Annotated in this window: 10 protein-coding genes; 5 read left to right on the plus strand and 5 right to left on the minus strand. The window is 39.0% G+C overall.

Features of this window, described 5'->3' with window-relative positions; translation table 11 throughout:
• Window positions 1–171: 171 nt before the first annotated feature.
• Window positions 172–1,515 carry an alpha/beta hydrolase family protein gene (locus ACQKFG_RS04315; protein WP_427556523.1) on the plus strand — a complete coding sequence of 448 codons (1,344 nt, stop codon included), beginning with the start codon at window positions 172–174 and terminating at the stop codon, window positions 1,513–1,515.
• A 1,015-nt stretch (window positions 1,516–2,530) separates the two neighbouring features.
• Window positions 2,531–2,659, plus strand: coding sequence for a hypothetical protein (locus ACQKFG_RS04320; RefSeq protein WP_255256698.1), 129 nt, complete (start codon window positions 2,531–2,533; stop codon window positions 2,657–2,659).
• 236 nt (window positions 2,660–2,895) lie between these two features.
• Here the strand turns inward: ACQKFG_RS04320 and ACQKFG_RS04325 are convergent, their stop codons facing one another.
• The 5 genes from ACQKFG_RS04325 to ACQKFG_RS04345 form a co-directional block, all read right to left on the minus strand.
• Window positions 2,896–4,419: a sodium:solute symporter family protein gene (locus ACQKFG_RS04325; protein ID WP_427556526.1), complete on the minus strand. Its 1,524-nt coding sequence runs from the start codon at window positions 4,417–4,419 to the stop codon at window positions 2,896–2,898.
• Window positions 4,416–4,616 carry a DUF3311 domain-containing protein gene (locus tag ACQKFG_RS04330; protein ID WP_192207968.1) on the minus strand — a complete coding sequence of 67 codons (201 nt, stop codon included), beginning with the start codon at window positions 4,614–4,616 and terminating at the stop codon, window positions 4,416–4,418. Before ACQKFG_RS04330 ends, ACQKFG_RS04325 begins: the two co-directional genes overlap by 4 nt.
• 12 nt (window positions 4,617–4,628) lie before the next feature.
• Window positions 4,629–5,801, minus strand: a complete 1,173-nt coding sequence (locus ACQKFG_RS04335) for a M20 family metallopeptidase (RefSeq protein ID WP_427556765.1) — start codon at window positions 5,799–5,801, stop codon at window positions 4,629–4,631.
• Window positions 5,802–6,043: 242 nt separating this feature from the next.
• Window positions 6,044–7,342: a hypothetical protein gene (locus ACQKFG_RS04340; RefSeq protein WP_427556529.1), complete on the minus strand. Its 1,299-nt coding sequence runs from the start codon at window positions 7,340–7,342 to the stop codon at window positions 6,044–6,046.
• A 380-nt stretch (window positions 7,343–7,722) separates the two neighbouring features.
• Window positions 7,723–9,027, minus strand: a complete 1,305-nt coding sequence (locus tag ACQKFG_RS04345) for a hypothetical protein (protein ID WP_349729212.1) — start codon at window positions 9,025–9,027, stop codon at window positions 7,723–7,725.
• 488 nt (window positions 9,028–9,515) lie between these two features.
• On the opposite strand from ACQKFG_RS04345, the gene ACQKFG_RS04350 reads away from it, so the two are divergent.
• The 3 genes from ACQKFG_RS04350 (at window position 9,516) to ACQKFG_RS04360 (ending at window position 13,868) form a co-directional block, all read left to right on the plus strand.
• On the plus strand, window positions 9,516–11,045 hold the full coding sequence (locus tag ACQKFG_RS04350) for an AbgT family transporter (protein ID WP_427556768.1): 1,530 nt from the start codon (window positions 9,516–9,518) through the stop codon (window positions 11,043–11,045).
• Between the two features lie 118 nt (window positions 11,046–11,163).
• Window positions 11,164–12,423 (plus strand): amidohydrolase, encoded by a 1,260-nt coding sequence (locus tag ACQKFG_RS04355; RefSeq protein ID WP_427556533.1) that lies wholly within the window; start codon window positions 11,164–11,166, stop codon window positions 12,421–12,423.
• A gap of 38 nt (window positions 12,424–12,461) precedes the next feature.
• Window positions 12,462–13,868, plus strand: coding sequence for a M20 family metallopeptidase (locus tag ACQKFG_RS04360; RefSeq protein ID WP_427556536.1), 1,407 nt, complete (start codon window positions 12,462–12,464; stop codon window positions 13,866–13,868).
• The last annotated feature ends 53 nt before the right edge of the window (window positions 13,869–13,921 follow it).

Here is a 13,921-nt window from a genome sequence, read left to right on the forward strand (position 1 = left end):
CATATTGCCACCATATTTAAAAGGGTAAACTGGGAAAATAAACATCATTTTAAGGGAAAATATTGGAATTATATATGAAAACTTACTTATAATGAAGACGGATATGAATGAATGAAACAAAGAGACACTTTACATGTTTATCTCTAATTATTAAAGAAAGGGATTGCTCAAATGAAAAGACCTTTGGCGATTATATGTTTTATCGTAAGTGCTTTTGTATTAATGGTAGGTTGCAGAACCAAGGACACGGTAGAGGTGGAAGAGAAATCGAAGGAAGTGAGCTCATTGAAAGCTATTGAAGGCAGGTGGGAGGGAGATATTAAGATTCCAAATCAACCGCTTCCAATCATTGTTCATTTCACAAAGAAAGATGGAACGATAAGCATTCCTGTACAAGGGTTGAACGAATTCCCCTTAACAAGCGTAAAGTTAAGCAATCCAGACTTGTTTTTTAATATGGATATCCAAAATCAGAAAATAACGTTTGATGGGAAAGTAGATAAGGAAAGGATTTCAGGCACATTTGTTCAAAATGGGCGAGCGTTCCCCTTTGAATTGCTTAAGAAATCCGATCAGGCAGTTGAAGAGAAAGAAACAGGTGAAATCGTGCAGGCTGACTTAAAGAACGGAACCATAAAAGGCCTTTTGGAAACACCAAAAAATGAAGGGCCTTTTCCTGTTATGATTATAATTGCGGGTTCTGGTCCGACCGATAAAGATGGTAACTCCTATGCAAATCCCGGAAAAAATAATAGTTTAAAAATGTTAGCCGAGAGTCTTGCAGAAAAAGGTATCGCAAGCATTAGGTATGATAAGCGCGGAATTGGCGAAAATATGCAATTGGCAGGAAAAGAAAAGGACCTGAGATTTGAACAATATATTGATGATGCAGCTGCTTGGGCTCAATTTGCCAAAAAGGATGGCCGTTTTTCCAAAGTTGGCATCATCGGCCATAGTGAAGGCTCTTTAATTGGGATGGCAGCCGCAAAGAAAACGGAAACAGACATATTCATTTCATTGGCGGGTGCAGGCGAATCCATTGACCAAGTACTCATTAAACAGCTTGAAGAGCAATTGACACCGACGTTATTAACGGAATCCAAAGATATACTGGCAAAGCTAAATCAAGGAAAACAAGTCGGGACTGTCAGTGCTGATTTACAAAGTGTATTCCGACCTTCTGTTCAACCTTACATGATATCATGGATTCAATATAACCCGATAGAATTAGTAAAGGAACTGAACATCCCTGTTCTGATCGTGAACGGTAATAGAGATATTCAAGTGCCGGCAACCAACGCAAAAGCATTGCATAAAGAAAAAAAAGATTCTGAATTACTTATACTTGAAAAGATGAATCATGTATTGAAAGAAGCACCTGAAGATCGAAAGGGAAATTTAGCAACCTATACAAATCCTGAACTACCTTTATCCCCTGGATTGGTGAATGGAATCATTGAATTTTTAAACAAAAATGACATTACAAGTAATGACGGCCATAAAAATAACAATTGAGAATTGCTTCTCCCCCGGGTTCAGTTGTTCGGGTTGAATGAAAGCTGGTTATAGTGTATAGGCTCAGGTTCTTTGGTTTCCCCAAATTCCTATTAAATCATGAATAGGAATAATCAATATAGTTTAGAAAGACTAACAGGGGAATTTTTAAAACTAAAAACAAAAGGCAGAATCAATCTGCCTTTTGTTTTTTATATTTCCTCTGAGATACTCTGTCCCACTTTTAAATTATATGCTAATAAACTTTTTTGAAGGCTCTTTTCGTAAAGATTGTTGTTTTTAAAAACTAAACGATTTAAGGTTGATTGTAGCGCAAGTGCGAGACTCCTGCGGGAGCAGCGGGACAGGTGAGACCCCACAGGCGTTTACGCCGAGGAGGCTCACCGCCCGCCCCGCGGAAAGCGAGCATCTGGAGGGGAAATCAACCACACCGCATTTCTTGGTAAATAGCACCAAAGTATGCGAAAACAGCCTTTTTGAAAGAGCATGAAAAATAAATGGCACTAATTAAGAAAAAAAGCAGTAACCAGAAAATCTCCCCCATGTCGAATTAATGGTACAAGTGCTAGTAACTGTGGGGCAAATATTCGACAGGCCCTTCATAAGGTACATACCAAAATCAGTTTTTGTCATTCCAAAATTAGTGCGAAAATTATATTCTATCGAGGTAATTTACGGAAAAAATACCCACTTAAATTGACCCTCCTTCATTACGTGATGATATCCACCAGTTTGGAATTGGTGAACGACTCTTTTTCAACAAGATCTTACTCTGGCCTTAGATGCAGTGTGAAAGAAATGCGTTTCCTCCCTGCATCTCAAGGTTCATGTTTTTTTCTTGTTGTACGTAAAAATATTTTTATCACATGCCTATATCCTGAAAGGCAATTTTCGGTTTTTATCTTTGAAACAATGGTTTGAATATCACTTTGAATTTGATGTTCTTACCAAGTGAAAACATAAGATCACCAAAAAGGGACAAACTGTATTTGAAAAAAGAAAGGAGATGTGAGACATGACAAAAAAATTCAATAAAGGCAGCCGTAATCAAAATTCACCGCAATTACACGGGCAAGCTCCTGTTAGTGGGGACAACAGTAAAGGAAATAAAAGAAATAAAGATCAAAGTTCCAAAACTGAGTAATTAACTGAAACAAACCGGCCATATTCAGACCGGTTTGTTCCTTTTGTGGATCATCTTCTTTGTTATTGGGCAGAAAGCGGTCAAGCATATGTGCACGGACAACTTTGATTCCAGAAAGTCCAAATCATTATCAGCGTTATCCGAACTGTAAATAGCGTCCTGCAAAACTGCCCCCAGAAAAGAGCGCATTCATTCTTCATTAACATATCGTAAGTCAAATTATTAATCATGCTAAGTTAGCTATTTGATTCTTTTGGTGTTGGAAACTTGTGCCCTTCCGTTGTCGTTTCCAAACTATCGGTACCTTGATGAGTATAATTAATATTTTTTGTCATCAAGCTAACCACCACCAAGACTACGATATTGACAAATAGGGCAATAATTCCTACATTCAGGTCCTTAATTGCTTGAGGAAGATGAGGAAATAGTTGACTGATTTTCATGTTCCCCAGTTCCATAATAGAGACTAGCCCCCCTCCTGTTATTATCCCGGCAAATGCTCCATGTTTGGTTACAAAATTCTTTCTCATCAAACTTGCGAAAAAGGCAGGAGCAAGTTGTGTAATGAAATTATAGGCGATTAGAGCGAGACTAAAGAGCGAATTTCCACCTTTAAAGGTCAAGTAAATCCCTAAGAGAGAAATTAGGGGAACCAAGTATTTTACCAGTTTTGCAATCTGTTTTTCCGTTGCTGATGGAGTGAATACGCTATATACATTTTTTGCAAGCATTGTTGATATGGACATCAAGAGCATGGAACTTGGCACTAAAGCGGCTAACACGCCAGTTCCACCGATTAAGCCCACAAACCATGGATCAAAATCCTGTTTAGATAGCTGCAGCAAGATTTGATCGGCTTCGCCGCCTTTTAATCCAGGCATCTGTAAAATCGCTGCAAATCCAACAAAAAAGGCAAACAATAATATCAATTGGTACATGGGCATTAGGATTGCGTTTTTCCGTAAAGCTTTTTCGCTAGAGGCAGCATATATAGGAGAAAACCCGTGCGGCCACATATAAAATCCAATAGAGCTTAATATAACAGTGGATATATACCATGAAACGCTCATTCCCTGATCTGGAAGTATGGTATAGTTCGGCTTTGCATTTTCAATTGCCTCATACATAGGTTGGAGCCCGCCGTAATAATGAAGTGGGAAATAAACTCCTAAAAATACGACAATGCCAAGAATCAGAATATCCTTCAAAATAGCTGTCCTCGCAGAGCCGTGAATGCCGGAAACCATTACAAAAATGGTAACGCCAATTGCTCCGGCCCAAATGGCAGCTGCAGAAGAGATTGCCCCATAGGATGTTGCTGAAACGATATATCCTAACCCCTTCAATTGCAGCACTAAGTAGCAAGTACAAGCTACAACACCTATAACCGCAACAAGCACACCAAGATAAGGACTTTGATATTTTTTTACAAAAAAGTCAGATTGGGAAACTAATTGGTGTTTCTTTGCATACCTCCAGATAGCAGGAAATGTCCAATAGGAGATCACTGTAGCCAGGCAGCCATATGATACGATACTAAAGATGGACCCCCCTTCCCCATAAGCAGATCCACTTGCACCCAAAAAGGTAAAGGTTGTATACATTTCACCAGCGGACAAGAGGAAAATCAATAGGGCTCCCATCCCGCGTCCGCCAACCGACCATTGTTCCAAGTTCATTTCTTTCCCTTTTTTAGCCTGGATACCGATCAAAACAGAAATGACGAAAAAAAACAGGATAAAAAAAACGGCAATATTCATCTTGAATCTCCCTTCTGATTAGCAGGATCCAGTAGGTAAATAACCCCCATTATACCTGTGGTCAGCACAGACCAGAGTACAATCCAAAAATGAAAAAATGGCATTCCCAGAACATAGGGAGTCACTTTATTTGTAAACAAAGCGCCCACAATAAAGCCAAGAAACGGGATAATTCCGAGCCAATATATTTTTTTCAAACTCTTATCCCCCTAATATGTTAGATTTAACATTTTCAAAGTCCCATGAACATATAACTTCACCCCATATTGTAAAGCCTGTTCATCGATCGTGAATTTAGGATGATGGTGAGGATGTATTATCCCTTTTTCTTCATTACGGGCCCCTATTACAATATAGGATCCCGGAACTTCTTTTTGAAAAGCAGAGAAGTCTTCACTTCCCATAATCGGCTTTAAAATCTCTCGACTTCCTTCACCAAATACTTCACAGATCGTTTCGTCCATCAATCGGGTAACTTCTTCATCATTAATGGTAGGGGCATAACCAAACTGATAATCGAATTCATAAGTGGCTCCATGCGCTTCCGTAATCCCTTTTACTATGCGGTCGATATAGTTTGGAACGTTTTCCCTCAGTTCCGGATTGAAGCTTCGAACTGATCCACCAATGCTTACACTACTTGGAATGACATTAACCGCACTTCCCGCATGGAACTGGGTCACTGAAATCACAAGGGCTTCCTGGGCATCCCGATACCTCGAAACAATATGCTGGAGATTCGATACAACCTGTGATCCAATCGATATGGGATCGACGGTAAGTTCAGGCTGTGAGGCGTGCCCCCCTTTCCCCACCACGGTAATGTTAAAAGTATCAGCTCCAGCCATCACCGGACCGTAGCCCAAACCAATTTTCCCTAAAGGAAGAGTCGACAAGAGATGGGTGCCTATGATCATATCCACTCCATCAAGCACACCGGCTTTCACCATTTCTTGAGCTCCACCGGGCGGCAGTTCCTCAGCATGTTGAAATAAAAAACGCACCTCCCCTTTAATTTGATCCTTTAACTGTGTAAGAACTTTTGCTGTACCAAGCAGCATCGCCGTATGCCCATCATGTCCGCAAGCATGCATAACTCCTGAATTCTGTGACACAAAATCAAAATCATTTTCTTCTTCAATTGGAAGCGCATCCATATCTGCCCGCAGTGCAATAACCTTCCCAGGCTGCTGACCGATCAAACGAGCCATAATACTCGTCTTTGTCGGACGTGAAATTTCCAATTCACCAAAAGTTTGCAGCTTTTCATAAACAAATTGTGCTGTTTTTTCCTCCTGAAAAGAAAGCTCTGGATACTTATGTAAATATCTTCTCCAAGCCACCACTTCATCTTTAACAGCCTCGATCAAATCATGAATCATTATCGTTTGAGACACCCACTACAACCCCTTTTTCATTCAATTTACATAACATCCATTGTTTTAGGATAGTTTAAGGAAAAAATTCCTTAAATAGATTATAATCTCCCTTGTTGTTTATTTCAATATTTTTCGAAAATTCCAAACCGTCTTCAAACTTCATCTAATCTCCATGTTTTACAAAAAAATTGAAACGCAGAATGAAGCGAAAATAAAAAAGCACCCCAATTATGGGTGCCTTTTATTTATAATAATCGATAAATTTTACTCGGCCTTCCACGAGTGGCGTTAGCCTCTTCCCCAATGCATTGTGCCAAATCAACTTCGCACATATCTGCAACAATTCGCCGTACATTGCGCTCTGTCATTTCAAGATGTGTCGCTAAATCCTTTGTAGTAAAATCGCTCCAGCCCATTCTTTGAACGAGAGCAGATATTTTCTTATACGTTTTAACACTGATATTTCCGTTTTTCAACCTTTCTATAAGAGGTTTATTGTGGGAACGGGTATCATATTGCAATTCTTTCTTTTTGCCTGGTGATTCGATAATTTTTCCATCATCTTGAATAATCACAATTTCACGCTTTTTCATCTCTTTCGAGTGTTGAATAGCACGAAAAGCATTGATTTCCGCTGAATAGGCAGTCTCGCCGAATCCAATTCCAACGGTAACGGGTGTATCTGCTTCAAAGGCCAACTTTTGAATGGTATCTTCGAGTGTAATGATTTCTCGTTCAATTGCGCCGCGAGAACTAAAAATCATGTACCTTCCATTCCCTTTCTCTGAAAAGGAACCATTTATTTTTTCTCCAAGTTGAATCAACATTTCTTTTAGGCGAAGCTCCAAGTACTGTAAATGATATGGAGTTTTCATTTCCTCTGCCACTTTGTTAAAATATTCGACTTCAATGATTTCAACTCCGATTTGCGTATCCTTAAAGTAAGATGTCTTTACTTTTTCAGAAAGAATTCGAAGCGTTTGCCGCACTTCCATCTTACTCATCGACAACCGGTAGGCTGGAATGCCATATTCCCTTAAAGCTTCACACACGGACGGAAAACAAGAAAAAGCTCCTTCTGTCTTTCCCGTATTCCATAAATCCAAGTGAAAATGTACCAATTCATCCGTATCAACATCTGTCTCAAACACTTTCGTATAAATCTTTTTGGTTTTTATATTCAACTGGGACAAAGCTTCTTCGCTAATATTATTGGAGGACATAGTATCAATACTTAGATGCTCGATGATTTTCCCTTGTTCGTAGATCATTTCTAATAAGGATTTATAAAAACCTGATTCCGTGGCCGGAACATGGACCATTATTTTATCTGTACCTAGTATCTTTTTGGCAATTTCATAGGGAAGTGGACCAGAAAAAAGCCATGCATGTACGTTAGAATCATGTTCCTTTACAATATTCTCTACCTCTTCTGTCTTTTCATAGGGCAAAGAGATGAATTCCAACTCATGTTTATATTCTTCTGCCAAGATTAAAATTTGTTCTATAGAAGTTTTTAGACCGACCAGTCCGATTTTATACATCCAGTAATCGACTTCCTTTTATAATCTGTAATAGAATCATTGTTCTTTGTAGAATATCCTAGTTTAATCTCAGTCATGGTATCATAACCCTAATTCTTCTTCTGCCTAACTATTGCTTAATTTGTATTGAGTCGTGATTATCAGTTGTCTAGTTACTCTTATCGTATCGGCAGCAAAAAGAAAAGAGTGATAGCACTGGTATATATAGTTGTATTCTTACCCACGCAAACTTTTCTCTTTTGAATCATTTTATCATGCAACACTTTTATTCGTGAACATCTCCTCTTGGGAATTATTCTACTTTCCTGCCCATTACAATAAAAAAGCTGTCTCAATGACAGCTTCCCTCGAATTTCATTTACGTGTATACCAACGAGGTGTTACTTCTTTAACATATAAATTTTACGAGGTCTTCCCCGAGGTGATTGAAGTTCTTCTCCTTTGTACTCCACTAAACCGCTTTCACTCAAACTACTCATAATTCTCTGGGCATTTCGAACGGTCATGGATAAATGAGAAGCTAAGTCTGAGGAAGTGAAGCCGTCCCAGCCCATACGATCAACCAATGCTTCTATCTTTTTATACGTTTTTACACTAATGTTACCCTGATTCAATTTATCTAGCAGTTCTTTATCATCAGAACGAAAGGTATATGCCAATTGTTCTTCTTGACCTACGGATTCAATCATTACACCATCTTCTTGGATTACAACAATACCGGAACTGTCTTGCTTTTTCGAATGACGGATCGCCTTGCGGGCATTGATTTCTGCAGATGCAGCCGTCTCACCAAAACCAATACCAACTGCAACTGGGACATCCATTTCAAGGGCCAGTTGTTGAACAGTACTTTGCAAGCTGCCAATTTCCCGTTCAATTGCCTTTCGTGAACTAAATATTTGATAGCGGCCGTTTCCATTTTCGATGAGGGATCCATCTAATTTTTCACAAAATGTAAGTAATGTTTGTTTAATCTTAAGCTCTACATGCTGCAGATGGTAACGAATATCAACCTCGTCAACAAATTGATCGAACTGATCAATTTCAATGATTTCCACACCTATCTGGCTATCTTTGAAATAAGTACTTTTTGCTTTTTCAATTAAAATCTTGACCGCTTGTCGGATTTCCATCTTTGTCATATTTATTTTGTAAACAGGAACATTCTCCTTCTTCAATGCCTCATATACGGACTGTAAAACGGTAAGGACACCATGTACCGCCCCTTCCCTCCACAAATGAAGATGAAATTGGACAATGTCTTGAAAATCATATTGTTCATCAAATGTTTTTACATAAATATGTTCGGTGGAAATCCCCAGCTCTTGTAGCGATTCTTGCAAAAAAAAGTCTTCCAATCGAATCATATCGATGGATATCTTATCGAAAAAATATTTTTGATCTGCCGACATTTGTAAAAAACATCTATATAAACTAGATCCTACAGGAGGACAATACGTAAAATTGGCATCTGAATCTAACATTTCTTTAGCTATTCTATATGGGACCGGTCCAGAGAAAAACCAACCATTTACTGCATTTTGGTTATTTTTTATAATGTCCGTTACCTCACGTGCATCTTCATATGGAAAATCAATAAAATCTATTTCATGTTCAAATTCATTAGTAACATCCCGAATTTTCTTTATAGATGAAAGTGGACCTACAACACCAATTTTATACAAGTTTATTTCACCCCTACATCATACTATTAGTTTTATTATATCAAAATAACCAACCATAACAGGGAATAAAATAAGAGCTCCAAATATAAAAGCAAGTAAAGCACCGTTTGACATAAATAAACAGTGCTACTTAATATGGATACTTATCTATCATGAGTCCAAGAGTGGCAGAGCTTATTCATTCAAAGGTTTCGAATCCATTTTTTATTTCACAAGAATTACCAGAAAATATTTTCCCTTTTTTCTGAAAATTTTATTGAAATAGATTATTCTTAATTATATAATACATTTAACGAAAATAGCGTTAAATGTTCGTTAAATAAAAATCAGTATATTGGAAGGAATTAATGAAGTTCAACAAGGTATGAAAGTCGGTAATTTGAGCTTAAGGCATTTCTAGAGAAAAAGTTTATAAAGGAAATGGTGCAAAACGCACAAACTACAAATGGAAGAAGGTTTAGGAGGAGAATGTAATGGAACAAAAAGTAATGAAAGATACAACCAATCTTCAAAATCATAAAACGGGTGGTTTTTTCAATCGAGTAGAGCGAATAGGAAACAAAATCCCCCACCCCTTTATCTTATTTATTTATATGATTGCCTTTTTATTTGTTGTAACCGCTCTCTTATCAATCTTCCATGTTTCGGCATCGGACCCCATAAGTGGAGAGAAGGTTGAAGTTCAAAACCTCTTAAGCCGTGAAGGCATCCAATGGATCTTGCCGAATATGATTAAAAACTTTTCCGGCTTTTTACCACTGGGATCTATTTTAGCTCTTATGCTAGGAGTAGGATTAGCGGAAAAAGTTGGATTGTTGGAAGTTTTGATTCGGAAGATGTCGTTAAAAGTCTCAGGGAAATACGCTAGTTATTTAGTTGTATTTGTTGCTTTTTTTAGTCATGTTTCTTCTGATGCTGCGCTTGTTATTATGCCTCCTCTTGGTGCTTTGATTTTCCTTGCTGTGGGACGTCACCCTGTTGCTGGATTGCTCGCTGCCATCGCTGGGGTTGGTTCAGGTTTCACTGCCAACTTATTAATCGTCACAACAGATGTCTTGCTTTCAGGAATTAGTTCGGAAGTAGCGAAAGGCATGAACGCAAATTTGACCGTTAATGTTACGGATAACTGGTTCTTTATGGCGACGTCCGTTCTCGTACTTACGGTAGTTATATCCCTGATTACAGATAAGTTTGTCGAGCCGCGCTTAGGAAAGTATGAAGGTGGCGGTCAGCATAAAAAACTGGAGCAATTAACAAAGCAACAAAACAAAGCACTCCTGGCTACAGGTATTTCAGCATTGATTTTTATAGCTGTCATGGCCGTTCTAGTCGTTCCAGAAGGAGCTCTATTGCGAAATCCAGAAACTGGAGCCATTCTCCCCTCTCCATTCATGTCTGGAATTGTCGCAATCATCTTACTCTTCTTTTTTACAGTTTCTATTACTTATGGAGTTAAGGTGGGAGCAATCAAGAAACAAAATGACATTCCGGAATTATTGGTGGACCCAATAAAAGGAATGGCCGGATTCATCATTATGGTTTTCCCGCTTTCCCAGTTTGTCGCTTGCTTTAACTGGAGTAATATGGGTAAATTTTTGGCTTTATCCATCACAGATCTCTTGGAACAGCTAAACATAGAAGGTGCACCTGTCCTAATTGGGCTAATGTTCTTATCTGGACTTCTTTCCATGTTCATTGCTAGCGGATCTGCAATATGGTCTATATTGGCACCCGTTTTTGTCCCGATGTTCATGGTATTAGGATATCATCCTGCCTTCGCCCAAATGTTGTTCAGGGTAGCAGATTCATCTGTACTGCCATTGGCACCTGTATCTCCATTTGTCCCACTATTCTTAAGTTTCTTACAAGAGTATCGAAAAGATGCAAAACTAGGAACTTATTATTCTCTTATTTTGCCGTATCCGATTATCATCTTCATCATTTGGACGCTATTGGTAGTCGTTTGGTATTTCCTTGGCCTCCCAATTGGTCCCGGAGTATATCCAAAATTACCATAATTTAAAAATTCTCAAGCGCCTCACCTGCCCCTTATCCGACTTGGGGGGCTGGCCGCTTGGTGTAAACAACAAATCGTATTATATGAATGATCATCAAATAAATCAGGAGTGAAACGAATTGGATATTATTTCTTTAAGACGTGATCTTCATCAACATCCAGAAGTTGGCTTTACGGAATTTCGTACTGCTTCAAAGGTAGTAGAAGCACTAACTTCTCTGAAATATAACGTGATATTTGGAAAAGATGCTTTAGATGGTGATTCTCGCCGTGGAGTACCCCCTATAGAAGTATTGGAGGAAACATTTAATAGAGCATTACAAGATGGCGCCAATCCAAAAATCCTCCAAGAAATGGAGGGTGGATATACTGCTGTCATTGGTCTATTAAAAGGAAAAACTGATGGCCCAACCGTAGCTTTCCGCTTTGATATGGATGCATTGCCTGTTACGGAAAGTACTGATACTGACCACTTCCCGCAAATAAACGGTTTTCGTTCCAAATATGAAGGGAATATGCATGCCTGTGCACACGATGGCCATACAGCAATCGGCTTAGGACTTGCTGAAAAATTAGCGGATGGGAATTTTTCAGGAACGGTAAAGCTTATTTTTCAACCTGCTGAAGAGGGAGTACGCGGTGCCTATTCAATTGTACAAAAAGGGATTTTGGATGATGTGGATTATTTATATTGTCTGCACCTTGGCACAGATGTCCCCCTAGGAGAATTTCATGGTGGTTCTTCCGGCTTTTTAGCAAGTACGAAAATGGCTGCCCATTTTCATGGGGTATCTTCTCATGCAGGTGCTTCTCCGGAAAAAGGGAAAAATGCTTTGTTAGGGGCAGCCACCGCATTATTAAATATACATGCCATTCCAAGATTCAGTTCAGGTTCTACCCGCATAAATGTAGGTATTCTTAACGGAGGAACAGCCGCTAATATTATTCCAGCGCATGCAAAAATGGTCATTGAGACACGGTCTGTATCCGAAGAAACAAATACTGAAGTGGAGCGACGTGTTCGAAATATCGTGGCTCATAGTGCAGGTATGCATGAGCTTGAACATGAAATTGAAATCATAGGTCAAGCAATTACGATTCGTTGTGATCAGGAACTTGTCGAACTGGCCATGGAAGAAGCCAAGAATGTAGATGGTTTTTCAACAATCAAAGCATGCAGGGAATCCGGTTCTGCTGGTAGCGAAGATGCAAGTTTTATGATTCGAAGAGTACAGGATAATGGCGGGAAAGGGACATATATGATTATTGGGACTGATATTCCTGCACCACATCACCACCCTAAATTTGATGTTCAAGAAGAAGTTTTACCAAGGAGTGCAGAACTTTTGAATCTAATTGCAAGACGCCTATTAAAATAATTCTTCAGAATATAAATATAGGAAGGAAAGAGTGTAAAATGACACATGTAAAGAGATTATCGGAAATCATTGAACAAAAAAAAGAAAAATTCATTGAAGTCAGTGACTGTATATGGAATTTTGCAGAAACACGCTTTGAAGAATATCAATCTGCTGAATTGCTGTGCAGCACGTTAGAAAACGAAGGATTTTCTGTTGAAAAAGGTGTTGGGAACATAGAAACGGCATTTATCGGTAGCTACGGGACCGGTAAACCTATTGTGGCAATCATGGGGGAATTTGATGCGCTGTCAGGTATGAGTCAAAAAAAAGCTACAGCTAAACAAGAGCCAATAGTCCAAGGTGAAAATGGCCATGGATGTGGTCACAATTTACTTGGTACGGGATCTTTAGCTGCAGCTGTTGCGGTGAAGGATTATATGGAAGAGAATCATATAAATGGGACAGTTCGTTATTATGGATGTCCAGGAGAAGAAGGCGGATCAGGCAAAACCTTCATGGTCAGAGAGGGTTTGTTCGATGACGTTGATTTTGCATTTTGTTGGCACCCACTGGATGTTAACGGCATTATGTCGATGGATTCACTTTCCAATTTCCAAGTGTATTATAAGTTTAAAGGCAAAAGCTCTCATGCAGCAGCATCACCACATTTGGGACGGAGTGCTTTAGATGCCGTAGAACTTATGAATGTTGGCGTGAACTATTTAAGAGAGCATATTATTCAAGAAGCAAGAGTCCATTATGCAATAACGAATTCAGGTGGATTATCGCCAAATGTTGTCCAACAAGATGCAGAAGTTCTTTATTTATTACGAGCTCCGGAAGTTTCACAAGTTCAAGATATTTACTTGAGAGTTTGTAATATTGCTAAAGGAGCTGCCCTTATGACAGGAACTGAATTAGAAATCGTTTTCGATAAAGCCTGTTCCAATGTTATCCAAAACAATGTGCTAGAATCCGTCATGTACAAGAATTTTCAAGAATTAGGTATTCCACAACACGATGATAAGGAAAAACAGCTTGCCAAAGAAGTCCGCGCCACCTTAACCGAACAAGAAAGGAACAGTACAATCAATCCTTTTAAAGATAACCAAGATGATGCATTGGCAAATTGGTTAGAACCCATCGAGGGCTTACAAGCACCATTAACAGGTTCCTCGGATGTGGGAGATGTTAGTTGGATCGTTCCTACTGCCCAATGCACAACAGCTTGTTTTGTTCTTGGGTCACCTTTGCATAGCTGGCAGTGGGTTACACTGGGATCAACATCCATTGCCCATAAAGGAATGCTTCATGCTGGCAAGGTTATTGCGGCAACTGCAATAGAAGTGCTTCAGAATCCGGAATTAATTGAAAAGGCAAAAACAGAGCTAAAAGATCGATTAAAAGGGAAAAGCTATATCTCCCCTATTCCGCAAGATGTAAAGCCTTTAGTTAAAAGATGAGAAACTAGATTAGTGGGTTGAAGTAACCATTAATTGTCCGTTTTGTCTAAAGT

Source organism: Peribacillus sp. NPDC076916 (genome assembly GCF_050269675.1).
Lineage (GTDB): Bacteria > Bacillota > Bacilli > Bacillales > DSM-1321 > Peribacillus > Peribacillus aracenensis.